The sequence below is a fragment of the Massilia sp. CFBP9012 genome (assembly GCF_034045115.1).
In the GTDB taxonomy this organism is placed as follows: Bacteria; Pseudomonadota; Gammaproteobacteria; order Burkholderiales; family Burkholderiaceae_D; genus Telluria.
On sequence record NZ_JAXCWM010000001.1, the window covers coordinates 420937 to 445239 of the forward strand.

The window sequence follows — 24303 nt, forward strand, 5'->3', positions numbered from 1 at the left end:
CTAGAATACTTAAGGGACGGCATGCAATTGTAGCAAGCCGCCCCTGTGCCGGAATTACGGCGCTGCGACAGCGGCGTCGTCTGCGCCGGTCGGACCGCCCACTGCGCGGTCGTAGTTGGCGATGGTGTAGTCGCTGGCCAGCTTGGCCACGCGGTTCAGCATCAGGTTGTCATGGACGCCCATGGTGAAGCCGCCTGCCATTGCGCCCGCGCGCTGGAAGAACTGCGGGCTGGCCACGACCTTGCCATTCTGGTCGCGGTAGGTTACGCGCATCAGCACGCCCGAACTGCCGGCAAACGGGCCCAGGAACACGCGCTTGGCGCCGCTCTTGAACGAAATCTGTTCCACCACCGGCTCGACGGTCAAGGTACGGCCGTTGGTCGGACCGCTATTCCATTTCTTCGCCGACGGGCCAAGGTCCTTGGCAAAATTCTCGGCAATCTTGCCCAGTGCAGCCTGGTTACCGTTGTAGCCATTGGCGAAGGCGACCGGCTTGACGTCGATACGACCATACTGCGAGAATGCCTCGGTCGGCGCCGGGTTGGTCAGGGACGATGCCTTGATCTTGGTCGCGCAACCTTGCAGCAGCGGAACCGCTGCGGCGATGGCAAGAACGAGGATGGTGCGGCGAGTAGCTTTCATGGACTTCCTTTTATAGTTTTGATTGAAGGGCACTACCTTTTGAATATCAGCGACGTGTTGATGCCGCCGAACGCAAAATTATTTGACATCACGTAGTCGCAGTCGAGTTTCCGTCCCTCGCCGCGGATGTAATCGAGTTGGCCGCATTCCGGATCGACTTCATCCAGGTTGACCGTCGGCGCAAACCATCCTTCGCGCATCATCTCGATGCTGATCCATGCCTCCAGCGCACCGCACGCGCCCAATGTGTGCCCCATATAGCTCTTGAGCGAACTGATGGGCATGCGTTTGCCGAACAGGGCCGCCGTGGCCAGGCTTTCGGCCAGGTCGCCATGGGCGGTGGCGGTGCCGTGCGCATTGATGTAGCCGATGGCGTCCGGCGCCAGGCCCGCATCGCGCAGGCTCAGTTCCATCGCCACCTTCATCGTGGCGGCATTGGGCTGGGTCACGTGGGTGCCATCGCTGTTGGTGCCAAACCCTACCAGCTCGGCGTGGATGGTGGCGCCGCGCGCCAGCGCATGCTCGCGCTCCTCGAGGATCAGGCATCCGGCGCCCTCCCCGATCACCAGGCCGTCGCGTGCGCGGTCGAATGGACGCGGGCTGGTCTCCGGCGCGTCGTTGCGGGTGCTCGTCGCGAACAGCGTGTCGAACACCGCTGCCTCGGTCGCGTCCAGCTCCTCGGCGCCGCCGGCGATCATGGCCAGCTGGCGCCCGCTCTTGATCGCCTCGTAGGCGTAACCGATGCCCTGGCTGCCCGAGGTGCAGGCCGACGACGTCGTCAACACGCGGCCGGTCACGCCAAAGAACACGCCGATATTCACCGGCGCCGTATGCGCCATCATCTTGATGTAGGTGGTGGCATTGATGCCGCGCGTGCTGCGTTCCTCCATCATGCGGCCAAAGTCGCCGATGGCGCTTGGGGTGCCGGCAGAGGAGCCGAACGACACGCCCATCTGGCCGCTCGTCAGCAGCGGATGCTCGAGCAGGCCCGCGTCCTGCAGCGCCAGTTCGCTGGCGCGGGTAGCCAGCAGTGCCACCCGGCCCATGCTACGGGTGGCCTTGCGGTCGTAGCGCTTCGAGAGCTCGAACGGCGCGGCAGGCGCCCCGAGCTGGGTGTTCAGGCCTTCATAGCCGGCCCATTCCTCCATGCACACGATGGCGTTGCGGTACTCGCCCAGGCGCGCGCGGATCGTCGGCCAATCGTTGCCGAGCGGGCTGATGCCGGCCATGCCGGTCACGACGACGCGGTGGTTCATGCCAGCCCCCCATTGACCGACAATACCTGGCGCGTCACGTAACTTGCATCCTCCGACATCAGATAACTCACCGCCGACGCCACTTCTTCGGGGCGACCGACGCGGCGCGCCGGCACCAGCTTGAGGGCCTCGTCCATCGGCACATCGGCGAGCATGTCGGTCTCGATCAGCCCCGGCGCCACGCAGTTGACGGTGATCTCGCGCTTGGCCAGTTCCAGCGCCAGCGCCTTGGTGGCCCCGATGATGCCGGCCTTGGCGGCGCTGTAGTTGACCTGGCCGCGGTTGCCGATCATTCCCGAGACCGAGGCCATGGTCACGATGCGCCCCGGTTTGCGGCGCTGGACCATCGGCATCACCAGCGGATTGAGCACATTGAAGAAGCCATCCAGGTTGGTGCCCAGCACCACGTCCCACTCTTCGCCGCTCATGGCCGGGAAGGCGGTATCGCGCGCCACGCCGGCATTGGCCACCACGCCGTAATAGCAGCCGTGCCGCTCGATGTCGGCCAGCAGTGCATCGGCGGTCGTCTCGCGCTGGCCGATGTCGAACTGCAGCACGCGCGCCACGCCGCCCGCCGCCACGATGCCGGCCGCCACGGCGTCGGCCTCGGCTCGCCGGTCACGGCAATGGACGACCACCTCGTAGCCGTCGCGCGCCAGGCGTTGGGCGATGGCCTTGCCGATGCCGCGCGACGAACCCGTCACCAGCACGCTTTTCTGGATACTACTCATTCTGAACTCCGTTGCAAAAACTCTTCAACATTATCGGGCTGGAAGACGGTGATGGTGGCGGTGGCCAGCAAGCAGCCGTCGTTGCCGTCCACGATCCGGCACTCGAATGCGCCCAGGCCGTTCTCGCCCTGCAGCGCGCGCTGCACGTAGATGTGCAGCAGGCTGCCGACAGCGAAGGCTGGCACCGAGCATACATACTTGCGCGTGCCGAGCAGGAAACCGACCCGCACCGCCTCACCGCGCAGGCGAGCCGCGTGGCCCGCATGGGCGGCAACCGCTTGCGCCATGTATTCGACGCCAACCCATGCGCCCACCGCGCCGTCGACGCAGAACATGCTGTCCGTGGCGATCGCCACCTCGGCAGACAGGTTCTCGTCGTCGGCCGCCAGCAAGCGTCCCAGGAGCGACATGGCGCCGCTGTGTGGCACCAGGCTGTGGATATCGATCGCGTCGGCTTGTCGCAGGCTCACGCCGTCCTCCCGAATACCAGCGCCGCATTCGATCCGCCGAAGGCGAACGAATTGCTCAGCGCATAGCGGATGGAGCGACCCAGGCGCGCGCCCGGCGTTGCCACGTTCAGCACCGGCAGCGCCGGATCCCGCTCGCCGTCCCACAGGTGCGGCGGCAATCGACCGTCGGGATTATCGTCCTGCATCGCCAGCCAGCAGAACGCCGCCTCCACCGCGCCGGCCGCGCCCAGGGTGTGGCCGGTGAGCGGCTTGGTCGAGCTGACCGCCACATCGGCGCCGAACAGCGCAGCCACCGCCCGCGATTCCATGGCGTCGTTCTGGACGGTCGCCGTGCCGTGCAGATTGATGTAATCGATGTCGCCGGCGCCGATGCCGGCCCGACCCAATGCTTCGCTCATCGCGATGCGCGCGCCCGCGCCTTCCGGGTCAGGCGCCGATATGTGATGGCCGTCGGACGATTCGCCCCAGCCGCACAGCGCCACCGTCGCCGGTTCGCGGCTCATCAGGAACAATGCCGCGGCCTCCCCCAGGTTGATGCCGTTGCGCTTCGCGCTCAGCGGGTTGCAGCGTGCGCCGCTCACCGATTCCAGGGCGCTGAAGCCGGCGACAGTGAAGCCGCACAAGGTATCGACGCCGCCCGTGACGACGGCGTCGCACAGGCCCATGCGGATCAGGCGCGCGGCACTGGCCAGCGCCTTGGCGCTCTACGAGCAGGCGCTCGAATGCACGTAGGCCGGACCGCCGATGCCCAGCTCGCGCGACAGCAGCTCGGCGACGGACCCCATCTCTTGCTGGCAATAGTGGAAGCTGTCGGGCAGCGCGCCGCCGGCGAGCTGCTCGGCCAGCGCCGACTCGGCGGCGCTTACGCCCGAGGTGCTGGTACCGATCACCACGCCGACCCGCGCCGCGCCATGGCGCGCGATCGCCGCGTCGATGGCGGGCCGGATCTGCGCCAGCGCGGCCAGCGCCAGTGCGTTGTTGCGGCTACGCAGCTGTAACGGCAAGCCGCCGAGGCCGGGCAGCGCCGTCTGCACGCGGCCCAGGGGCAAGGGGCGTCCCGGCGAGCAGGCGTCCGAGATCGCCAGTCCGCTTGCGGCGTCCACCAGCAGGTGGCGCCTGATGGTCTCGCGCTCGCTGCCCAATGCGCACAGCAGCGCGCAGTCGTTCAGGTAAACGTGTGTCATGGTGGTCTTCATTCGGATGCCGACACCACGGTCAGCCGGTATCGGTAGCGCAGGTTGTCCAGCACCGCGGTGCCCTGCCAGCGCGGCATGCCGCTATAGGTAATGGTGGCCACCACCTCGCCGTCGCGGCGCAGGGTGCGCTTCAGCCCCTGGTCCGCGATGTCCCAGCCCGACGGCAAGGCCCGAGCGATTTCCTCCACCGGCCACAAGGTCAGTTGCAGGTCTTCCAGCACGTCGGCGGCGCGTACCTGGGACGGCAGCATCGGATGGCGCCATTCGGTGAGTTCGGCGCCGTCGAACTCGAGGCTCAGCACACGCATGCCGAGTGCCAGGCCGACCAGGCTGACGCGCTGGGGATCGACTTCGAGCGCCGCCACCAGGTCGTTGGTGCTGCCGGAGCGCTCGACCGTCAACTGCTGCTGCACGCTGATGGTTTCGCCGAGCGTGGCCGGCGCCAGGCGCAGGCCGAGACGCGCCTGCGTCTCGGGCCGGGTTGCGCAGGCGGCGAGCAGCAAGGCGGCCGCCAGCGGCGCCAGACGTTCAAGCCAGTACAGGCGTTGCATGATGCGATTCCTTCGATACTGAAAAACAGGGAGCGAACAGCCAGACCAGCGCGGCGCCGACCAGCATGGTCAGGCCGAAGGCCTGCAATGCCGGGGTGCCGCTCAGGGCCAGTAGCCCGAACGACAGGATGGTGCTGGCCGCCGACAACCCGACCGCCAGCGAGGGGGCATCGCCGCCCTCGCCCGACTCTTCCTGCATGAAGATGCCGTAATCGACGCCCACGCCGAGCAGCAGCATCAGCGCCAGCACATGGAACAGCTGCAGGTGCTGGCCGCTGTATCCGAGCAGGGCCACGGTCAGTACGCTGGCCGCCGCGGTCGGCGCCAGCACTCGCCAGGTACGGCCCCGATAGCGCGGGAACAGGACCGCGAACACCACTGCGTAGGCGCCCAGCACCACCCAGCCCATGGTGGCGCGGTAACTGCCCAGCACCGCCGAGATGCCGCCGACCTTGTCGACCCATTGCACGCCGTCGAGTCCATCGGCGGCCCCCGCCAGGACAGGCAGCGAAGCGTAGCGCAGGCCGCGCAGGGCCACGATGCTGGCGTGGACCTGCGCAGTGCCGTCGCCGATCGCGCCCAGCCACAGATAGCGCCATGGCTCGGCAGCAGCGCTGCGCAGGAAGTCGTCGACCAGCATCGGTTTCGCATTGCTGCGCAGGTGGGCGGCGGTAACATCCGCCCATTCGGGATCTTCGCCGATCTCGGCCGCCAGCATCGTCAATGGCCCATCGGCGCGCAGCAGCCTGTCCTCGACCAGCGCCAGGCGCTCGGCCTGGGCGCGCGCGGACGGCACCCAGTTCGACAGCGCCTGGTAGCCGCCGATGTGGCGCGCGCCAATCAATGAATCGAGCCGGCGCTTGAGCGCCTCCTCGCGCTGCAGCACCTGTTCGGCCGAAGCGCCCCGGACCAGGAAATACTGGACCGGGCTCGGGGCGTCGAGCAGCTTGCCCAGCTTGATCTGGTCCTGGACCAGGCCGGGCGGAGACGATTGCAGCGAGCGGATGTCGTCGTTCGTCGTCAGTTGCAGCCAGCCGCCGAGCGAGACGGCGCCCAGCGCCACCACCAGCGCCATCGACGCCGGCTTGCCCGACAGGCGCGGCCAATGGCGTACGAGGCCGCGATAGCGCTGCGCCAGCCAGCCCGCTTCCAGCGTATCGGCCGAGATCAGGCGCGGGAACCAGCAGACCACGGTCAGCCAGGCGAAGACCAGGCCCAGCGCCGAGAACACGGCCATGTGGCGCAGTCCCGGGAACGGCGTCAGCGCCAAGCCGAGATAGCCGATCACCGCCGCCAGCAGGGTCAGGCCGAGGCTCGGCAGCAGGCGCCGCAACAGGGCCGGCGAATCGAGGACGGGATCGGCGCGCAGCCGGTGGCACAGGAAATAGATGCCATAGTCCTGGGCCACGCCGATCAGGCTGGCGCCAAAGACCAGGGTCAGCAGGTGAATCTGGCCGAACAACAACCAGCACACCGACAAGGCGCCCAGGAAACCGACCCCGATCGCCACCAGGGTCAGGCCGATCGGCTTGAGCGTACGGAAAGTGAGCCAGGTGAGCAGCACGATGCCGACCAGCGAGCCCACGCCGATGGTGTGGATCTCGCGGCTGGCCTGGCGGCCCGCGGCGGCGGCATGCAGGACGACGCCGGCGGTGATCACCTCGGCGTCCGGCGCCGCGCGCCGTGCCGCTGCCGATGCCTGCTCCAGCAGCGGCACCGCGGCGTCCTGGGCGCCGAGCGAGAACGCCGGCTGCTTCAGGGTATAGGTCAGCAGCACGTATTCGCGCCCTTCGCCCGCCACGAACAGGCGGCCGTCGCGCGGACGCACCGGCGTTTCGCCGGCGCGCTCCTGGGCCCAACCCGCGAACAGGCCAAAGGGGTCGTCGCGGAACGATCCGAGCTTGGGACCCGAGAAGGCGTTGTACAGGCGCGCCAGGGCGTCGTCGACCCAGAACCGGGCAGGCTCGGTGCGCATCCGGCGTTCCTGGTCGGCGCCGACCAGCAAGGTCGCGTGCGGCTCCAGGCTGGCCAGCCAGCCGGCCTGGGTGTCGTCGCCCATCGCGTCGAACGCCAGCAGGCCGGCGTGCGGCGCCAGCGCCTGGCGATAGGCGTCGGCCGCCTGCCCCGCGGTCTGCCATTCCTTCGCGCCGACCAGCACCACCACCCGCTGCTGCGCGCTGTCGACCATATGGGTGAACGACTGCTGCAGCACCGGATCGCGCTTCTCGAGCGGCAGCAGGGCCAGGATGTCGGTATTCGGCGCGATGCGCTGGCCGATCCACAGCCAGGCGTTATGCCCCACCAGCAGGCAGACGACGAGGGCCCAGGCCAGTGCCAGGCGACGTTGGACGATCAAAGCTGGGCCGCCTCTTCCGGCAAGACCGCGCCAGGGCCGATCTTGATGTCCGAGAACACGATCTCGGTGCGGTCACCGCTCTGTTCGACCATCTGGATGCTGCGCACATAGGCGCCGCCTTCGAGCGCGATCGCCCCGACCGCGCGCGCCAGCGCCGCATTGCGCGCCTTGAGCGCGACCTTCCAGGCGTCGCCGCTCACGCTGCCGTCGACCTCGAACAGGCTGTCGAGCTGGCCCAGGTCGCCGCCCAGCAGCGAGAACAGCACGCCGTTGATCATGCGGACGGTAGGCTCCTGGCTGGCGTCGAGGCGCATCGCGACCCGCTCACCCTGCAGGTGGACGATCTCGTCGCGCTTGAGACGCAGCGTGTTCGGGAATGGTTTCAGGGTGCGCCATAGCACGCCCTTGCCGGCGACCACGCAAAAGCGTCCATTCGACAGCAGCGGCTTCTTCATGCCGGCCAGGCGCTTGGTCTGGTCGAAGCGGCCACACAGCTGCTCGGGCTTGGCCAGCATGGCCTGAATCTGCGCGACCGGCGCGGCGGCCTGGGCCGCGCCTGCGCCGAGCACGAGCGCCGCGATGGCGAGGATATGTTTCATGGTGCTGCCACTCCCAACTTCTCGAAAAGGATGGGCGGCGAGACGAAGCACATCTCGCCGCTACGGATGTCGACCGCGACCTGGGTGGTGGTGGCGCGGTTCAGGCGCTTGCCGCTGGCGGCGTCGAGGATCAGATAGTCGAGGCGCAGGCGGTTTTCCCACTCGACGATCTCGGCCCGCAGCAGGAGGCGCTGGCCGAAGGTGGCCGGACCGGCGTAGCGCAGGTTCATCTCGATGATCGGCCACATATAGCCGGACGCGCGCATCTGCTCGTAGTTGTAGCCGATCTTGTCGAACAGCGCGCAGCGCGCGACCTCGAGATACTTGACGTAATTGCCGTGCCAGACGATCTGCATCGGATCCAGGTCGAAGAACTGCACCTGCATCTCGACCTCGGCCCACCAGCGCGCCGGTGCTTTCAGCTTACGCATACAGGCTCCAGGCCTGGTCGCGGATTCTTGCCAGCAGCCGGTGCAGGTCGGGATCCAGGCGACGGTCTTCGGTCACCGGCGCGACGTCGTCGCCCAGCAGTTCGAGCATGCGCGCCAACGGCGCCGGCAGCGTGCGTGCAGGATCGACACGGCAGCGCAGCCATGCGCCCTGGCGCACCGTGATCAGAAGCGCGGCCGCCACCTGCTCGGTCAGTTCCAGCACCCGCAGGCAGTCGCGCGCGGCGATGGTGCCCATGCTGACCTTGTCCTGGTTGTGACATTCGGTGGAACGCGAGAACACCGACGCCGGCATGGTCAGCTTGAGTGCTTCCGCGGTCCAGGCCGAGGCGCTGATCTGCAGCGCTTTCAGGCCATGGCTGATCGCGGCGCGTTCGCCTTCCATGCCCGACAGGTTGGCCGGCAGGCCGGCGTTGTAGCGGGCGTCGACCAGCAGGGCCATCTGGCGGTCGAGCAGGTCAGCCAGGTTGGCCACCGCGTTCTTCATGCCGTCCATCGCGAACGCGATGTGGCCGCCGTAGAAGTGACCGCCATGCAGCACGCGCTCGCCCTCGGCGTCGATGATCGGATTGTCGTTGGCGCTGTTGAGTTCATTCTCGATCGCCGCGCGGAAGAACGGCAGGGCATCGGCCAGCACGCCGATCACGTGCGGCGCACAGCGGATCGAATAGCGGTCTTGCAGGCGCTTGCCGTTGCGTTCGAGCTGGCCGCCGTATTCCAGGTCCTGGCGCAGCCAGGCGGCGACGCCCTGCATGCCGGCATGCGGCTTGACCGAGAACAGGGTCTCGTCGAAATGATGGTCGTTGCCGTCCAGCGCGAACGACGCCAGCGCGGTGATCCGGGTGGTCAGCCGCGCCAGGTAGTCGGCGCGGTCCCAGGCCAGGCAGGCAAGGCCGGTCATGACGGCGGTGCCGTTCATGATCGCCAGGCCCTCCTTGGGCCGCAGGCGCAGCGGTTCGATGCCGGCCTCGCGCAGCGCCTGGGCCGCCGGGACCTGCACGCCGTCGCGCAGCACCTCGCGCTCGCCGCACAGCACCGCCGCCAGGTAGGACAGCGGCGTCAGGTCGCCGCTGGCGCCGACCGAGCCTTCGCTCGGGATCAGCGGCAGCAGGCCGGCGTCGAACAGGCGCACGATCTGCTCCAGCAGGCCGACGCTCACGCCCGAGAAGCCCTTGGACAGGGAGGCCAGGCGCGCGGCCATCACGGCGCGGGTCTGGTCCGGCGTCAAGAAGGCGCCCAGGCCGCAGCCGTGGTAGGTGTACAGGTGGTGCGGCAGTTCGGCCACCAGCGACAGCGGCACCGGCACCGTGCACGAGTCGCCGTAGCCGGTGGTCACGCCATAGATCGTGCCGTCCTCGCGCAGCAGGCGGTCGAGGAAGTCGGCGCCGCGCGTGATCGCGGCGCGAAACACCGGGTCGTCGGACAGCACCGGCTGCGCGGCGCCCCGGGCGATGGCGACCACGTCTTCCAGTGCCAGGCGCTCGCGGTCGAAGCGCACCGTGCGCGCGGGTTGGTTCAGGTCATTAAGCTGCATCAGGGCGTTCCGATCCGGGGTCTTGCCAAAAGTCGTAGAAATTGAACCATTCGAGCGGCGCGCGCCGTACATGGCGTTCGAGCCGGGCCGCGTAGTCGGTAGCGAGCCGCGCGAGCGCCTCGTCGCGGCTGGCGCGCGGCAGCAGCACGCGTTCGCGCAGGAGTTCGAAGTGCAGCTCGTGGCGATCGCCCTGGCGCACCGCGAACATGGTGTAGATCGGACAGCCCAGCACCGAAGCCATCACGTAGGGGCCGACCGGGAAGGCGGCCACCTGCCCCAGGAACGGCGCCCGCGCCACCCGTGGCGCCTTCGACACCGGCACCCGGTCGCCGGCGATCACGACGAACTCGCCGCGTTCGATCCGCTCGGAGAGCTGCATCGCCATGGCCGGCGTCATGTCGGTGACCTGCATGAGGTTCAATTCGCTGCGCGGATCGAGCCTGGCCAGCATGGCGTTGAAGGCTTGCGCATGGCGGGTGTGCACCAGCACCGTGACCTTCAGGCCCGGCGTGCGCAGGGAGAGCGCGCGGCACAGGTCGAGATTGCCCAGGTGGGCGCACACCAGCAGCGCGCCGCGCCGGGATGCGATCCGCTCCAGCAGCGGCTCGGCCCCGTGCAGCGAGACCTTCGAAAAATCGAACAGGCCGCCCCACAGCAGCATCTTATCGAGGATGGCCTCGGCGAAGGCGCCGAAGTGCCGCACCACACCCAAGAAGCCATGCGCCGCCCCGGCGCGCGCGAGATAGGCGCTGGACGCGCGCCGCGCCCGGCCCTGGGTCGCGACATACCACAGCAGCACCGGATACAGCACCACGCGAAACGGCCAGCGGCCGAAGACGCGGCAGATCCAGAACAGCAGGCGCATGCCGCCGACGAAGCTCGCTTCGTTGATGGCCGCCCAATGCGGCGCGTCGGGCGCGGGCTTCAGTTGCGCCATATGCGAACCAGGAGGCTGGGAATGCGCGGCAGCATGCCGAAGAACAGCGCCACATGCAGGCGGGTAATCAGGACGTTGTCGGTCCAGGCCTTGAAGTGCGACACGCCGTCTTCCGGATAACCGACCCTGGTCGGCAGGTTCACCACCTCGCTGCCGTCCCAGTACAGGCGCACCAGGATCTCGATATCGAAATTCATGCGCAAGCCGAGCCGGCGGCGCGCCGCCAGCGCCACTACCGGCGCCACCGGGTACACCCGGAAGCCGCACATCGAGTCGCGGATCGCCAGCGACAAGGTATTGATCCAGACCCATACGTGGGTCAGGTAGCGCGCATACAGGCGCAGCGCAGGCACCGACGCGTCGTACACCGGGCAGCCCGCCACGACGGCCGCGGGCCGCGCGCGCGCCGCATCCAGGAAGCGGGGGATGTCGTCCACGCTGTGCTGGCCATCGGCATCGACCTGCAGCACATGGCTGTAGCCGTCGCGTCGCGCCCGTGCGAAGCCGGTGAGTACCGCCCCGCCCTTGCCCTGGTTGAACGCGTGGCGTTCGAGCACGACCCGGCCAGGATGGCGCGCCGCCAGCTGGTCCAGCACGGCGGCGCAGGCCGGCGAACTGCCATCGTCGACCAGGATGCATGGCAGCGCGTGTTCGAGCACCTGCCCCACGACCTTGCCGATCGCGTGCTCGTGGTTGTACACCGGGATCACGACGCATGGGTGGAACATGATTACTGCTCCGTCCTGGCGAAGCGCAGCAGCGAGTGGCAGTAGCCGATGCCGTCGCGGGCGGTCACGAGTTGCAGTCCGGCTTCGCGCGCCAGGCGGATGTAATCCTCGCTTTCGTAGACCTTGCTGTTGCCGCTGGCAAGGACGTTGAAGTAAGGCGAGGTATTGATCAGGCAGTAGGATGCGATGTCATAGCGCTGGCGGTCCCAGAAGGTGTCCAGCACCAGCACCTGGCCGCGCGGGCCCAGCGCGTCTGCGACGCGCCGGAAGATGCTGGCGATCGCGGCTTCCGAGAAACAGCTCAGGAACTGGCTCATCCAGATCAGGTCCATCCCGCCCGGCAGCGCGGCCGCGTCGTCGAGCAGGTCGGTCGGGTGCAGTGTCGCCCGCTCGCGCAGCCCAACGTCGGCGAGTCGGGTGTCGGCCACGGCCAGCTGGCCCGGCAGGTCGACCAGGTGCATCGCGACCGCCTTGTCGTACGCCAGCGCGGCCAGCGTAAACTTGCCGGTATTGGCGCCGATGTCCATCAGGCGCCGCGGCGCGGTCGCGAACACGTCCGGCATGATCTCGGGGAACGAGGTGTCCGAATAATAATGGTCGAAGGCCAGCCAGCTGCCGCGCGCCGGTTCCGGCAGCTGCGACAGGCCCTGGTACAGGGTCGGCCAATCGCCGAACACCTTCAGCCCGAGCGGGCGTTCGGCATCCAGCGCCGCTTCGAGGTCGAACATGGCCTGGTAGCAGACGTCGTGGTTGAAGTCGATGTTGACCTGGGTGATCGGGTCCGTCAGGACCACGAAACCGGCCTTGTCGAGCGCGTAGCGGCCTTTATCGATCAGGACCACGCCGGCCGACAGGCAGGTCTCCAGCACCACCTTCAGCACATACGGTGTCCAGCGGCCGTCGTGCGCGAGTTCGTCGATCGACAGGCCGGATTCGCCTGCGTCGGCGATCGCCTGCAGCATGCCGCGCTTCCAGGCGTAGCGCACGCACTGGAACACGACCGGGCCATAGGCGATCTTCTGCGCCTCGAAGCGTGCTTCGAAGGCGCTCTGGCGCTCCGGCGAGAATTTCTTGTTCAGCATGCGTATTCAGCTTTCCAACAGGATACGGCCGCTGGCATGGGCGCCGGCGTCCGAGAAATAACGGAAATTCAGGCTGCCCTTGGCCTGGTCGTGCAGCAGTTCGAGCAGCACCGGGTGGCCGGGCCGGATCATCTGCTGGAACTTGAGCGCGTTGATACCCTTGAACGCACCCGCAAGGGCCAGCCGCTCGCGGCCGTAATGGATCGCCCAGTCCACCTGCACCACGCCCGGCAGCACCGGCGCCACGCTGAAGTGGCCGTCGAAGTACAACAGGTCGGCCGGCACGACCAGCTCAAGCAGGACCCGCGCCTGTTCGGTTTCCAGTAACCTCGCCGCGGGCAGGCGTGGCCGTTCCGCCCGCTGGTCGTCCAGCAGCGCCAGCAACTGCGCCTGTGGCGTCTTGCCCTGGCCGTTCACCGGCCATTCGTCGAGGTAGCGCCAGCGGCGCGGCAAGGCCACCGCCTCGGCCACGCTTGCCAGGGCGGCGCGCAGGCGCGCGTTCAGCGCCGCCTTGCCCGCGCCATCGAGCAGCGCGCGCCCCTCAACGCTCGGCAGCACGAAGGCGGCCAGCGTCTGGCGCGCCGCATCCGGCACGCCCAGGACACGCGCCTCGCGCGCCAGCCCGGTGGCGACCAGGGCGCTTTCCAGCGCATCGAGCGAGATCCGCTTTTCTTCGATCTTGACGATCCGGTCGGCCCGTCCGCACAGCAAGAAGCGGCCAGCGCCGGCATCCTCGGCGCGGTCGGCAAGTGCCAGCCAGCCGTCGGTGCCGGCGAACGGCGACGCTACTTCGAGCGCGCCGGCGTCATTGAGCCGCCAGCGCACCTCCGCCAATGGCATCCAGGCTTCGCCCCCTTCGGCCGCTTTGCGCTGGCGCCAGGCCACGCCACCGCTCTCCGAACTGCCATAGACTTCAATCGGCGCCTGCCCGAGCAGGCCGGCCACATGCGTCGAAGCGCCCTGCTCGAGCATGCCACCCGACGAGAACACGGCGCGCAGCATGTGGGCGGCGCCGCGCCAGTCGAGGTGGGTGGGCAGGCGCTTCAGGTGGGCCGGGCTGCCCAGCAAGATGCAGGGGCGCGTGCCCAGGGCCGGCGCCAGGGTCTCGGGAAATTCGTGGCGCGCGGCGTGGATGGCGCGTCCTTCGGCCAACGGCCACAGGATGCGGAACAGCAGGCCGTAGATGTGCTGGTGCGACACCGTTGCGATCACGTCGGCAGTGCCAAGCGCGGCGCCGAACTGGCGCTCCAGGGCGGCCACCTCGGCGCTCAGTTGCGATAAGTACTTGCCGATCGGCGTCGGGGCGCCGGTGCTGCCGGAGGTGTAGACCACGAGGGCGGGAAAGTCGGGCGCCGGCGTGGACCATTCGCCCCGCCAGTCGTCGCCGGGACCAGGACCGTTCGGCGCGATCTGCGGCGGGAACTGGCCCCAGAAAGCGTCGACCTGGCCGCTGAGCGCCGCGCAGTTGGCGGGCAAGGTGTCCGCGACCAGCCACACGGTCTTGCGCGCCAACCAGGCGCCGATCAGCGCCGCCGCGAATTCGAGGCTGTCGTCGTGATACAGGGCGACGTGCTCGCCCCCGCTGCGATGACCGAGGCCTGCCCATGCGCGCACGCGCGCCAGCCAGGTACCGTGCGCCACGGCGATGCCGTCGCGCCAGCCCGCGACCTCGCCCTCTGGGCGGGTGAAGAGTCGATCGAACAGCTCACGCATGATGCAGACGCTTGAAGCGCAGGCGCAGCAGATATTCGCCGCCGAACATCGCGCCCATCAGGAGGTAGGCGATCACGCCGTTATACAGGGACCAGACCGCGTCGGACGCGAACAGGGCCGTGCCGAACGCTGCTGCGCCATTGAACACGAAGAACCCGCACCAGGCCTGGGTCACGCGCCGGGTATAGGCGACCGCGGCCGGCGGCAGGTCGGGCTCGCGCAGCCGTGCCAGGCGCTCTATCATTGGCGGCCCCGCCACCAGGCTGTAGCCGAAGGCGGCCAGCATGACGCCGTTGACCAGCACCGGATACAGCTTCAACGGCAGCACGGCGTTCGACGCGACTGCCGTGGCGGCCAGCGCCAGCCCTCCCGCCACGCTCCAGCGCGCGGCAAGGCTCAGCTTGAGCGTGGGCAGGCGCGTGGCAATCGTCAGCAACAGCAGTCCCGCCAACCAGCGCGGTTCCACGCTGCCATGACCAAACCAGATAGCCAGCGGATATACCAGCGTCAGCGCCGCCGTCAGGACATTCCAGATCACGCGTCTCAGGCCACTTGCGCTTCGGCCGGGGCCTGCGCTTGCGCCTCGCCCAGGCCGACCAGCGCGTTCACGACGTCTTCGATGGTGCGGATGGTCTTGAACACTTCGGGCTGCAGGCGCTTGCCGGTCATTTGCTTGAGCTTGACCGCCAGGTCGACCGCGTCGATGCTGTCGATGTCCAGATCGGAATACAGGTTCGACGCCGGGCTCAGCGCGTCGCGGTCCAGTTCGAACATCTCGGCCAGCAGGTCGGCGACCCAGACGAACAGTTCATCGCGGCTCATGTCTTCAATACTTACCATGGGGTTCTCCTACTTCTTGCGGTTGGCTTCGATCATCGATGCCAGCGCACGCACCGAAGCGAAATGACGGCGCGTCTCTTGCGATTCGGCCGCCAGGGTGATGCCGTAGCGCTTCTGCAGCGCCACGCCGATTTCCAGAGCGTCGATAGAATCGAGTCCCAGCCCCTCGACGAACAGCGGCGCCTCGATGTCGATGTCCTCGGGCTTGATGTCCTCCAGCTGGAGGACGTCGATGATCAGTGCCTTCACTTCCTGTTCAAGCATGTTGCTGGCCTTCTTTCATGAAAAACTGTTGCAGGTAATCGGTGAGGCGGCGCGCGGCGACCACTTCGGGAACATCGTTGGCGCGAAACGCGTCGACAGCAATATCGTCCTTGACCTCGATATGGAACTGCGCCTGGCGCGGCGGCACGTGCCACCACTTGTCGCCCTTTCCGAGGGTCGGCGGGTCGCACCGGATCACGACCGGCGTGACCGCGCGCATGCCGCGCACCGCGACATTGGCGGCGCCACGCTTGAGCGTTGCGGTACCGCCCGGGGGCGTGCGCGTCCCTTCCGGGAAGATAATCAGGTTGCCGCCTGCGCGCAGCGAAGCGATGCAATCCTCGACCAGCTCTGGTCCGCGGTCGTTGCAGATGTAGCCGGTGGCGCGGATCGGCCCGCGCATGAAGGGGTTGTTCGACAGCGCCCCCTTGACGATGCAGTCGGCGTTGCGCACGAATGCGATCAGGAAGACGGTATCGATGAGCGTCGGATGATTCGCCAGGATCAGCTGGCCCTCGCGATCGAGCTTGTCAAAACCATGCACCTTGTAGCGCAGCACGCCGAGCATGCGCATGATGCCGACGAAGGCGCGAAAACTCAGGCGCACCGCCTCCCGCGCAGCGCGGCGGCGCGCGGCGGGAGCGCGCACGAACAGCGACAGCGATGGGAATACCACGATCCGCAGCAGAATGCCGCCAATCCCGAACAGCGCGAAACTCAGTCCGGTGGCGAACACGCGCCAGGCGCGTCCGGCGTCAAGCAGCATCGCGTCTCCATGTCCAGCGCCTGCCTTGCGCCTCCCGCACCAAGGGCGCGCCACCGCCGAGCTGGAAGCGCAGCACCTCGAGGCCGCCCGGCATGCGGTGACCGGGCTCGCCGGCATGGGCATGCCAGGACAGCCGCAACGCAGACTCTCCAGCCGGCACCATCGCCCAGGCGAACGCGAACGGCTGCTCGTCGCAATCTTCGAATGCCGCGAACGGGTCCGGTAGCGGCATGTCGCAGGCCACCAGCAATACCATCGGCGCGCCGTCGGCGAGCTGGCTGCAGGCTTCGATCACGGCATGTTCGAGCGTGGCGCTACCCGCGGCCAGGGCTACATGATTGGCGCGGTCGGCACGCGCGATCGAGAACAGCCCGGCGCTGGCGTTGTGCACGGCCAAGCCGAAGGCGGTAGGCGACAGCGGTTCGCCGCGCGCCAGCTCGCGCAGCAGGTCGACCGAACGCGAGACTTCGCCATGGCGCGAGCAGAATACGGTGGGAATGGCCAGGTCCTGGCCTGCGACCTCGTAGGCAACTTCGAGCGCCATGCGCCCCAGCAGGCCGGCGCGGCGGCGCAGCATGGCGGGCATCGCTACGACCTTCGGCTCGTCACCCGGCGCCAGCGGCCAAGGCTCGTCCGCCCATGCGGCCCATCCCTCTCGTGTCGTCACGCCGGGAGCCCATGCGGCCTGACGCGCGATGGAGAATACGACCTCGTTCTCGTACATAAAACTGCCAACAATGGGGGGAATGACGCGCGTCTGGGACGCCCTGGGGAAACTGATCCGATTATAAACGTTCAGTTTCCCTGTAGGAACCGTCTGACATGATCACACAGCAGTTTTGCAACAATGCAGCTGCATCCGTTGAATGAAGTTACCTAGGGGAAAGGCGTATTTTCCCATGCCAAGGTGAGCATAAAGCTCACACATTGTCACGAGTGCCGGGCAATATTCGCCGCCTGTCGCCTTCCTGATACTGAGTTTCGACAGGAATGCTTTCGCTCAGCCAGGAGGCAGCGCGTACCGGCGGATGGCGTTAGTCCGCCGCGTCAGCACAAAGACCAGGGCCGCGACCCAGGCCGCGCCGGTCCAGCCCAACAGCGCGCACCACAGGAAGACCCGGTCGGCATGTGGATAGTCGCGCTTCATGGCGATCACACCTGGCAGCAGCAATAGATAGACCGTGCTCCCCAGCAGCACGAGGGCGATGCGCACGAGGCATAGCGCGCTGGCGGCCAGCAGGACGATCCCGATACGCAAGATCCGTTTCATGCGGCCCCCGGGGTCAGGCGGGCAGCTGCTGGCGCAGCCGCTCACGCAAGGTCAGGAAGAAGGCTCCGCCGATGCCCAGGAACAGGCCAAGCACGACGGAGAGAGCAACGATCACCTTGCGCGAACCGGCCGGCTTCATTGGGACGACCGCCTCGTCGACGATCCTGACGTTGCTGGAGCGGTCTCCGGCATCGACGTCGAGTTCCTCGGTCCGGCGCAGCACCGCGTTGTACAGGTCGGTCTCGGCCTTGAGGTCGCGCACGCGCCGCTCGAGCTCGGTCGCCACGGCGGGCAGGCGCCCGGCCTCTGCCTCGAGGCCGGCGATCTCCTGGCGCGCGCCGTCGAGCTGCCGGTCCAGCGCCAGCAGCTCCGGATGCCGGTCGCCGAAGCGCACGCCGAGCTCGGCGCGCCTGCGCTGCAACTGGGCCAGTTGCTCGCGGGTCGCGGACAGCCGGCCGAGCGCCAGGCGCGTATCCTCGGCGACGTCGGCGGCGCCGTGCTGGCGGCGGTAGGATTCGTAGCGCTCCTCGGCGGCGGCGACGCGCTGGCGCAGCGCGGGAAGGCGCGCGCGCAGCACGTCCATCGAACCGGTCGACTCGCTCGCTTTCTCGCTGCGCACATGCTCCATATAGACATTGCCGATCTCGTTGAGGATGGCCGTGATCCGGCGCGGCTCGGCGCCCTGGAGCCTCACGCTGAGGACACCGGTGTCCTTGCCAAGCTCGGCAACGTCCAGCGCGGCGCCGATCTCGTCGATCACGGCCGGGACCGAGCGCCGCGCCAGCAGGTAGGCGGTGCCGGGGGCGCCCTCCAGCGCCTCGACCGTGAGGCGCACGCTGCCGCCGCCCTGCGCCGCCACCAGCGGCGCGCCGACCCGGCCGACGACGGCGCGCTGGCCGTCCCCGGCGCGCAGGCTGTAGCGCTCGCGGTCGAGGCGCGTGACATGGAGTGGCTGGTCGAGCAGGTCCGGGGGCACCGCCAGCTCGCTCACCCGGATGCGCTCGCCGCCCCAGGCATAGCCGCCGTAGGGCGCTGGCGCCATGTCGTGGCGCGTATTCCAGCGCGCCAGCGCCGTGCCGATCAGCGGGAAGTAGCGCGGCTCGGCCACCAGGTCGAGCCGCAGGCGCGTTGCGGCCGCCCCGATCACCGCGCGCGAGCGCAGCAGTTCGGCTTCGGCCATGGCGCGCTTGTACGCCATGCCCGGTGTGGTAAAGCCGAGCAGCGTGCGCGGTTCGGACGAGCGCATGTCGGTCACGTGGATCAGCAGGTTGGCCGTATAGGACGGTGGGCGCGCCAGGGCATACAAGGTACCCAGCGCCGCCACCGACAGGGTGACCAGTACGATGAACAGCCGGTGGCGCACCATTACCCCGACATGTTCCGTCAGCCTGAACGGCACCAGCGCGGGACCCGGATCGAAGCTGTCCAGTGGCGTCGCTTCCGGTGTCAGGATCTCGTTCTTGCCCATGCTGCTCCCTCGGTTGGACTGGCACAGCGCACTGCTGCGCGGCTATTTAAAGCCTGTTCCGACAGGCCTTGACTGACGTGGCGCGTGAAGGCAAGCGTGCAATCACTACCCTATCCCGATAAACACTTTACTTGCTGAGCTAAATCAAGGTGATCGGTAACTCAGCAAGCGGTATTTGTGCTCGAAGCGGCTCCAGCCGATGCTGAAGCGGGGCTCATCGGCCCTCCAGGACCGCCCACCGGCGCGCGCAAGCGGCGCAGCTCTCCCAGGCCGCCGCACGCGGCAAACAGCGCCAGCGCCGCGGTGGCATACACACCCAGCTTGCCCCCCAGGGCGTGCCACGGAGCGGCGCCGAACGCCGGCGCGCACCATTCGGCCAGCAGGATTCCCGCCACGCAGGCGCCCAGCACCAGCCCAGCCAGCCGCAGCGGAAACATCGCGCGCCATGGCCGGCCCAGCACCTTCCCGACGGCGCGCGCATTGGCCAGTTCGCACAGCAGGAAGGCGGCCACGCTGCCGAGCGCTGCCCCGGCCAGGCCGAACCAGTGCACGCCGGCCAGGCTCAGGGTGACCGACAGCGCCAGCCCCGCAAGATTGATCCGCAGCGCCAGCCGGCCCATGTCGAGCGCCGGCATCGCGAAACCCACCGCCACCGACTGCAGCACGACCAGCAGCAAGTACAAGCGCATCACCGGGACCGCCGCCAGATAGCGTTCGGTGTACACCAGCGCCACGATCTCGGGGGCCAGCAGGAATAGCGCGCAGGCCAGGGGCGCCAGCAGCAGCGTCGCCGCCCCGCTCCCCTTGAGCAGCAGCGCATGCACTTCGGCGCGGGCGCCGCTGGCGAAGGCGCGGTTCAGGTGCGAAAGCATGGCGCTGTTGATCGGCTGGCGGATCAGCGTGGCGACCGGCAGCACCACGGCGCCGATCGTGAACGCGGCAAAGACGTGCTGGGGCAGGATCGACGCGGCGATCCAGCCGTCGACCTGTGCCCGCATCGCGAACAGGCTGCCGCCCGCGGCGAACGGCAGCGCATAGCGCAATTGCGCCAGCAGGCTCGCCGGCTCGCAGCGCAGGCGCGCACCGCCCGGCCGCGTCAGAAAATAGGCCGCCAGCACCGCCAGGCGCAGCGTGGCATCGAGTACCAGCGCCGCCACCACCCAGGCGATATCGTGCGACAGGACCGCGGCCAGCGCCACCAGCGCGGTGCGCAGCAGCGCGAGCGCCAGCTCGGTGCTGCAATGCCACAGGATGCGCCCTTCGGCGATCGCCAGCGTGGTCACGATCGTCAGCAGTACCGACAGACCCAGGTACAGCGCCGCCAGCCCGTGCGTGCGCCGGTGCAGCGCGTGCGACAGCTCGCCCGCGAGGGGACTGAGCGGACTTACGAGGAAGGCCACGACCAGGCCCATGCAGGCCAGCCAGGCGACGGCGTTGCCGATCACCGTCAGTTGGCGGCCGCCGGCGCGCGGGAGGAAGTAGTACAGCGCCTGTGGCATGAAGGCCGGCGCCAGCGCCAGCGCGGTGCCCAGCATCAAGGTCAGGTAGCGGTACAGGCCGAAGGTGTCAATGTCGAGCTGGCGCACCAGGATCACGGGCAGCAGGAACTGCAGGGCGAATTCAACCATGCCGCCGGCGGTCAGGAACGCCGCCGACCGGCTCACTCCCATGGCGGGTCGGGCGCGTCGCATGTCAGTGGCGCACCAGGTCAATGAATTCGCGTACGTAGGCGTCCACCATCCGCGTCAGCGAGAATTCGCTGATTACCTTGCGCAGGCTGGCGGCGCCAAATGCGCTCCGGCAGCCGGGATCGGCCATGCGCAGGATGCGGTCGGACAGCGCCGCCACGTCGGCCTTGGGATACAGGTAGCCATTGCCCGAGTGCTCGACCTGCTCCGAGGCGCCGCCCACGTCGGCCATGATCAGGGGCTTGCCCAGGGCCATCGCCTCGAGCGCCGCGATCGAAAACGTCTCGTTATGCGAGGGCACCACGATCACGTCGCAAGAGGCGATGGCGAGCCGCACATCGGCCAGCACGCCCGTGATCGCCACGTCGCCGGTCAGGCGCAGGCGCTCGATGGTGGATTCGATCGCCGGCCGCATCGGCCCGTCCCCGATCATCAGGCACTTGGCGCAGGTGCCGGCCGCGCGCGCCATGTGGAGCGCGCGCAGCAGGTCTTGATGTCCCTTCTCCTGGCGCAGTATTCCGCAGATGCCGACCACGTAGTCGTGGCCCGCGAAGCCGTTCAGGCGCCGGAAAGCGCCGATCTGCGCCGGCCCGAAGTCGTTCCTGAAGCGGCCCAGGTCCACGCCGTTGTGCACCACCTGCGAACTGCGCGCCCGCACCCGCTGGGTTTCCCAGTACGCGCGCTGGTTCTTGCAGACAAACACCAGCAGGTCGGACATCCACATCAGGGGCCGGTACATATGCATCTGCAGCCACGCGCGCCGGGTAAACGGCTCGGTCGAATGCAGGATCTCGACCACGCGCAGGCGCCGCCGCGACAGCAGCCTCACCGCCCATGCATAGATCAGCGGATACGGGTTGGCGCAGACGATGATGTCGACCTCGCGCTCCGCCGCATAGTCGGACAGCCGGCGCGCCGCGCCCAGGTCGAGCTTGTTGCGGGCGTTGAGGCAGAACGCCGAGACCCGGCACTGCTCGTCGTCGAAGGCGCCGGGGATCTCGGCCTCGTCCTTCAGGTAGACCAGCGACACCGAGAAGCGGCGCCGGTCGAGTGCCTGCGCCAGCGTCACCGCATGGGTTTCGGCCCCGCCGACGCTGGCGGACACGACCAGGAACATCACATGCAGCGGCCGTTCAGCTCCTTGTTCCATGGCAGACCTCCTCGAGTCCATCCAGATAGGGGCCGAGCACGTCCTGCTCGGCATAATGCCGCTCCATGTAGGCGCGGCAGCGCGCACTGCGCGCATGCCAGTCGGCGCCGCCCGCGGCCAGCGCGGCGACCTGCGCCGCCATGTCGTCCAGCGTAGTTGCCGCATGGCCGAGTCCTTCGCGGGCGATCGTGCCGTCGGGGTCGAAGAAGGCGACCGTGGGCGTGCCGTGGATCCACGCCTGCAAGTAGGAGTTGGGAAAACCTTCGGTGTCCGAGGTATTGACGAACACCCGCGCCGCCGCATAGCGCGCGGCCATCCGGTGGTACGGCACCCGGCCGCTGAAGGACAGGTTGGGCAATTGCGCGGCCTGGGCCGCGATGCCGGCATACAGGTCGGCGGCGCCGGGCTGCTCTCCTCCGATCATGCAGAAGCGCAGGCGCGGCAGGCGGCGCGCCAGCTCGAGCAGCAGGTCGGGACGCTTGAACTGGCGCAGGTTGTTTACCCACAGAACATCGATGTCGCGTTCCACCGGCCCCGCCGCCGCCTGCACCAGCATGCGCGCGACCGTGCTGGGGCGCCGGTAGTTCTGCAGCATGGCGTCGCGCTGATGCTGGGTCTGGACCAGCACCAGGTGCGCCCGCCGCAAGCCGTATTCGTACAGCTTGCGGTCGCGCCGGTACTGGATGAGGAGCGCATCCGGCACGCAGTCGCTGTCGTGCGCGACCCGGAACACCAGCTTGCGGCCGTGAATACGGCAGAACAGCGCCACCAGCCCCAGCTGCATGCCGGCGCAGCTCAGGTAGTACACGTCGGCGTCGGCGCGCCGCAGCGCGCGCCAGGTCTTGATCCAGCGTGGATACACGAAGCGCAGCACCGGCAGTCCGGCCGCCTGGCGGAACGCGCGGTGGGTGACGATGCCGGACCAGCTGCGGCGGTCGGCCTGGCCGTAGTCGAACACCACCATGCTGACCTCGAAGCCGCGCCGCACCAGTGCGCCGGCCAGCAGCGTCTGCTGGACCTGCTCGCCGCCGATCCCGTGCATATTGAATTCCTCGGCCAGCACCGGCAGGTTGTCCATGCCGACGAAACAGACTTTCATGACGCCTCCCCCGCTGCGGGCCGGCCGCGCGCCGGGCCCCCGGCCCGTGCGGGCTGCGCACGGGCCAGGGTCCCGACCGCTGCGCCGTAGCACAGCCAGAAATACACATGCGTGAAAGCCGGCATGAAGCTGTCGTCGGTCAGGCCCTGGACCAGCAGCAGCAGGATGCAGGCCGCGCCGCCACCGAAGAACCCGGCCAGCGCGCCCTGGTCGAGCCAGGCGGCCTGGCGCGCCGCGCGCCGCAACAGCCGCCACGCATGGGCGAAGAACAGCGCGGTCAGCACGCTGCCGGCGATGCCGACGTCGAGCAGCGAGGCCAGGTAGGCGCTGTGCGGGTGGCTCACCGGCAGGATCGTGCGCGCCTGCGCCGCCTGCGACCACAGGATCGACGCGTGACCGGCGCCCAGGATCGGGTGGTCGAGTATTTCGGGCGCGAGCGGCAGCCAGATGGCGTCGATCCGGCCCGAGCTGAGAAAGTCGAGGTCGCCGCCGCCGATGCCGTGCAAGGCCCGCTGCGCCAGGGAATCGGACGACAGGGCCACGGCCAGCGCCAGCCCGACCAGCACCCACAGCGGCCAGCCGCGGCCGCGCGCGGTCGCCAGCGCATACAGGATGACCACCGCCAGCCCGAGGAAGGCGCCGCGCGAGAACGTCATCAGGACGCCCGCCATCAGCGCCAGGCAGGCCAGCGCCAGCGCGACCCGGGCCATGGCCCGCCTGGCCGTCCCGAGGGCGCAGATCGCCAGCGCGAGCGCCATGTTGAGCAGCAGGCCGAGTTCGTTCGCATGCAGGCCCAGCACCGACAGCGAGCGGCGCGACCCCTGCTGCGCCAGGTCGGCGCCGGTGCTGGCGCCATGCAGCGCGAACAGGCCGACCAGCGCCGCCAGCAGCACCGCCGACGACAGCACCGGCAGCAGCAGCCAGCGCGGGTCGCGCACGTTCGCCGCCAGCAGGCCCACGATCGCACAGCCGGCGATGATCAGGGCCGGGGCGAACAGGCTTACCCTCAGGTAGCCCAGCGACGTCGTCTCGCGCACCACCTCGAGCACCTTGAAATACTCGGGAATGGCGCTCGCCGACCGGGCGCCGTTGAGGGCGGCGAACACGAACACGGCGACATAGGCCAGGAAGGCCGGCCGCCAGCGGGGATAACGGATGCGCCAGGGATCGAGCGCATGCCCGCAGGCGACCGACACCAGGGCCAGCAGCATCACCAGGCCGACGATGCGCTGGCCGGACACGCCGGCCACGCCTTCGGACAGGAACCAGGTCGGCACATAGGGCAGCATGAAGGCCACCGCAACGGCCAGCACCCGGAAATCGCGCATGCCGAGCAGCGCCACCAAGCCGGCGCCGAGGACGGCGGCGGCGCGCAGGCCGCCGAGGAGCTCGCAGGCCAGGCCCACTGTCAGCGCCGCACCCAGGCAGGCCAGGTACACGGGCGCCGACAGCGCTGGCGACAGCGGCGTTGACAGCGGTGGTGACAGTGGCGGCAAGGTCGTATCGTTCATCGG

At 68.6% G+C, this 24303-nt stretch carries 24 protein-coding genes and 1 pseudogene; all 25 read right to left on the minus strand.

The genetic code is table 11. From position 1 onward, the window contains the following. Positions 1 to 54: 54 nt before the first annotated feature. The 25 genes and pseudogenes from SOM61_RS01665 to SOM61_RS01785 all read right to left on the minus strand — a co-directional run bounded on the left by SOM61_RS01665 (position 55) and on the right by SOM61_RS01785 (position 24300). A complete protein-coding gene (locus SOM61_RS01665) occupies positions 55 to 642 on the minus strand; it encodes a hypothetical protein (RefSeq protein WP_320472465.1) in 588 nt (195 codons plus the stop codon). Between the two features lie 32 nt (positions 643 to 674). Further along, positions 675 to 1898 carry a beta-ketoacyl-ACP synthase gene (locus tag SOM61_RS01670; RefSeq protein WP_320472466.1) on the minus strand — a complete coding sequence of 408 codons (1224 nt, stop codon included), beginning with the start codon at positions 1896 to 1898 and terminating at the stop codon, positions 675 to 677. Further along, entirely contained in the window at positions 1895 to 2629 is a 735-nt protein-coding gene (fabG, locus tag SOM61_RS01675; RefSeq protein WP_320472467.1) for a 3-oxoacyl-ACP reductase FabG, read from the minus strand. Before fabG ends, SOM61_RS01670 begins: the two co-directional genes overlap by 4 nt. Continuing rightward, entirely contained in the window at positions 2626 to 3099 is a 474-nt protein-coding gene (locus SOM61_RS01680; protein ID WP_320472468.1) for a hotdog family protein, read from the minus strand. The genes fabG and SOM61_RS01680 overlap by 4 nt, the downstream gene beginning before the upstream one ends. After that, positions 3096 to 4283 (minus strand): annotated as a pseudogene (locus SOM61_RS01685) (beta-ketoacyl-ACP synthase). The gene SOM61_RS01680 and the pseudogene SOM61_RS01685 overlap by 4 nt, the downstream one beginning before the upstream one ends. Positions 4284 to 4291: 8 nt before the next feature. Then, positions 4292 to 4846, minus strand: coding sequence for a DUF3261 domain-containing protein (locus SOM61_RS01690; RefSeq protein ID WP_320472469.1), 555 nt, complete (start codon positions 4844 to 4846; stop codon positions 4292 to 4294). After that, positions 4824 to 7202, minus strand: coding sequence for an MMPL family transporter (locus tag SOM61_RS01695; protein WP_320472470.1), 2379 nt, complete (start codon positions 7200 to 7202; stop codon positions 4824 to 4826). The genes SOM61_RS01690 and SOM61_RS01695 overlap by 23 nt, the downstream gene beginning before the upstream one ends. Next, a complete protein-coding gene (locus SOM61_RS01700; protein WP_320472471.1) occupies positions 7199 to 7801 on the minus strand; it encodes an outer membrane lipoprotein carrier protein LolA in 603 nt (200 codons plus the stop codon). Before SOM61_RS01700 ends, SOM61_RS01695 begins: the two co-directional genes overlap by 4 nt. Next, positions 7798 to 8232, minus strand: coding sequence for an acyl-CoA thioesterase (locus SOM61_RS01705; protein ID WP_320472472.1), 435 nt, complete (start codon positions 8230 to 8232; stop codon positions 7798 to 7800). The genes SOM61_RS01700 and SOM61_RS01705 overlap by 4 nt, the downstream gene beginning before the upstream one ends. After that, positions 8225 to 9784, minus strand: coding sequence for an HAL/PAL/TAL family ammonia-lyase (locus tag SOM61_RS01710; protein WP_320472473.1), 1560 nt, complete (start codon positions 9782 to 9784; stop codon positions 8225 to 8227). Before SOM61_RS01710 ends, SOM61_RS01705 begins: the two co-directional genes overlap by 8 nt. Further along, the gene (locus SOM61_RS01715) at positions 9774 to 10721 is read right to left on the minus strand and encodes an LpxL/LpxP family acyltransferase (protein ID WP_320472474.1); all 948 of its coding nucleotides are present in this window, start codon (positions 10719 to 10721) and stop codon (positions 9774 to 9776) included. Before SOM61_RS01715 ends, SOM61_RS01710 begins: the two co-directional genes overlap by 11 nt. After that, entirely contained in the window at positions 10709 to 11449 is a 741-nt protein-coding gene (locus tag SOM61_RS01720) for a glycosyltransferase family 2 protein (protein ID WP_320472475.1), read from the minus strand. The genes SOM61_RS01715 and SOM61_RS01720 overlap by 13 nt, the downstream gene beginning before the upstream one ends. A gap of 2 nt (positions 11450 to 11451) precedes the next feature. Further along, entirely contained in the window at positions 11452 to 12531 is a 1080-nt protein-coding gene (locus SOM61_RS01725) for a methyltransferase (protein WP_320472476.1), read from the minus strand. Between the two features lie 6 nt (positions 12532 to 12537). Further along, positions 12538 to 14244, minus strand: a complete 1707-nt coding sequence (locus SOM61_RS01730) for an ApeI family dehydratase (RefSeq protein WP_320472477.1) — start codon at positions 14242 to 14244, stop codon at positions 12538 to 12540. Beyond that, a complete protein-coding gene (locus tag SOM61_RS01735; RefSeq protein WP_320472478.1) occupies positions 14237 to 14782 on the minus strand; it encodes a COG4648 family protein in 546 nt (181 codons plus the stop codon). The genes SOM61_RS01730 and SOM61_RS01735 overlap by 8 nt, the downstream gene beginning before the upstream one ends. Positions 14783 to 14787: 5 nt before the next feature. Further along, complete coding sequence (locus SOM61_RS01740) at positions 14788 to 15084, minus strand: acyl carrier protein (RefSeq protein WP_320472479.1); 297 nt, start codon at positions 15082 to 15084, stop codon at positions 14788 to 14790. Positions 15085 to 15093: 9 nt separating this feature from the next. Continuing rightward, positions 15094 to 15348: a phosphopantetheine-binding protein gene (locus SOM61_RS01745; RefSeq protein ID WP_320472480.1), complete on the minus strand. Its 255-nt coding sequence runs from the start codon at positions 15346 to 15348 to the stop codon at positions 15094 to 15096. Further along, a complete protein-coding gene (locus SOM61_RS01750; protein WP_320472481.1) occupies positions 15341 to 16114 on the minus strand; it encodes a lysophospholipid acyltransferase family protein in 774 nt (257 codons plus the stop codon). Before SOM61_RS01750 ends, SOM61_RS01745 begins: the two co-directional genes overlap by 8 nt. Beyond that, entirely contained in the window at positions 16104 to 16838 is a 735-nt protein-coding gene (locus tag SOM61_RS01755; RefSeq protein WP_320472482.1) for a beta-ketoacyl synthase chain length factor, read from the minus strand. Before SOM61_RS01755 ends, SOM61_RS01750 begins: the two co-directional genes overlap by 11 nt. A gap of 276 nt (positions 16839 to 17114) precedes the next feature. Further along, entirely contained in the window at positions 17115 to 17384 is a 270-nt protein-coding gene (locus SOM61_RS01760; protein WP_320472483.1) for a superinfection immunity protein, read from the minus strand. Positions 17385 to 17397: 13 nt separating this feature from the next. Then, positions 17398 to 18852 (minus strand): GNVR domain-containing protein, encoded by a 1455-nt coding sequence (locus tag SOM61_RS01765; RefSeq protein WP_320472484.1) that lies wholly within the window; start codon positions 18850 to 18852, stop codon positions 17398 to 17400. Positions 18853 to 19013: 161 nt separating this feature from the next. Then, positions 19014 to 20522 carry a lipopolysaccharide biosynthesis protein gene (locus SOM61_RS01770; RefSeq protein WP_320472485.1) on the minus strand — a complete coding sequence of 503 codons (1509 nt, stop codon included), beginning with the start codon at positions 20520 to 20522 and terminating at the stop codon, positions 19014 to 19016. Between the two features lie 22 nt (positions 20523 to 20544). After that, complete coding sequence (locus tag SOM61_RS01775) at positions 20545 to 21690, minus strand: glycosyltransferase (protein ID WP_320472486.1); 1146 nt, start codon at positions 21688 to 21690, stop codon at positions 20545 to 20547. Continuing rightward, positions 21674 to 22789, minus strand: a complete 1116-nt coding sequence (locus SOM61_RS01780; RefSeq protein WP_320472487.1) for a glycosyltransferase family 4 protein — start codon at positions 22787 to 22789, stop codon at positions 21674 to 21676. The genes SOM61_RS01775 and SOM61_RS01780 overlap by 17 nt, the downstream gene beginning before the upstream one ends. After that, entirely contained in the window at positions 22786 to 24300 is a 1515-nt protein-coding gene (locus SOM61_RS01785) for an O-antigen ligase family protein (protein ID WP_320472488.1), read from the minus strand. The genes SOM61_RS01780 and SOM61_RS01785 overlap by 4 nt, the downstream gene beginning before the upstream one ends. Positions 24301 to 24303 lie beyond the last annotated feature (3 nt).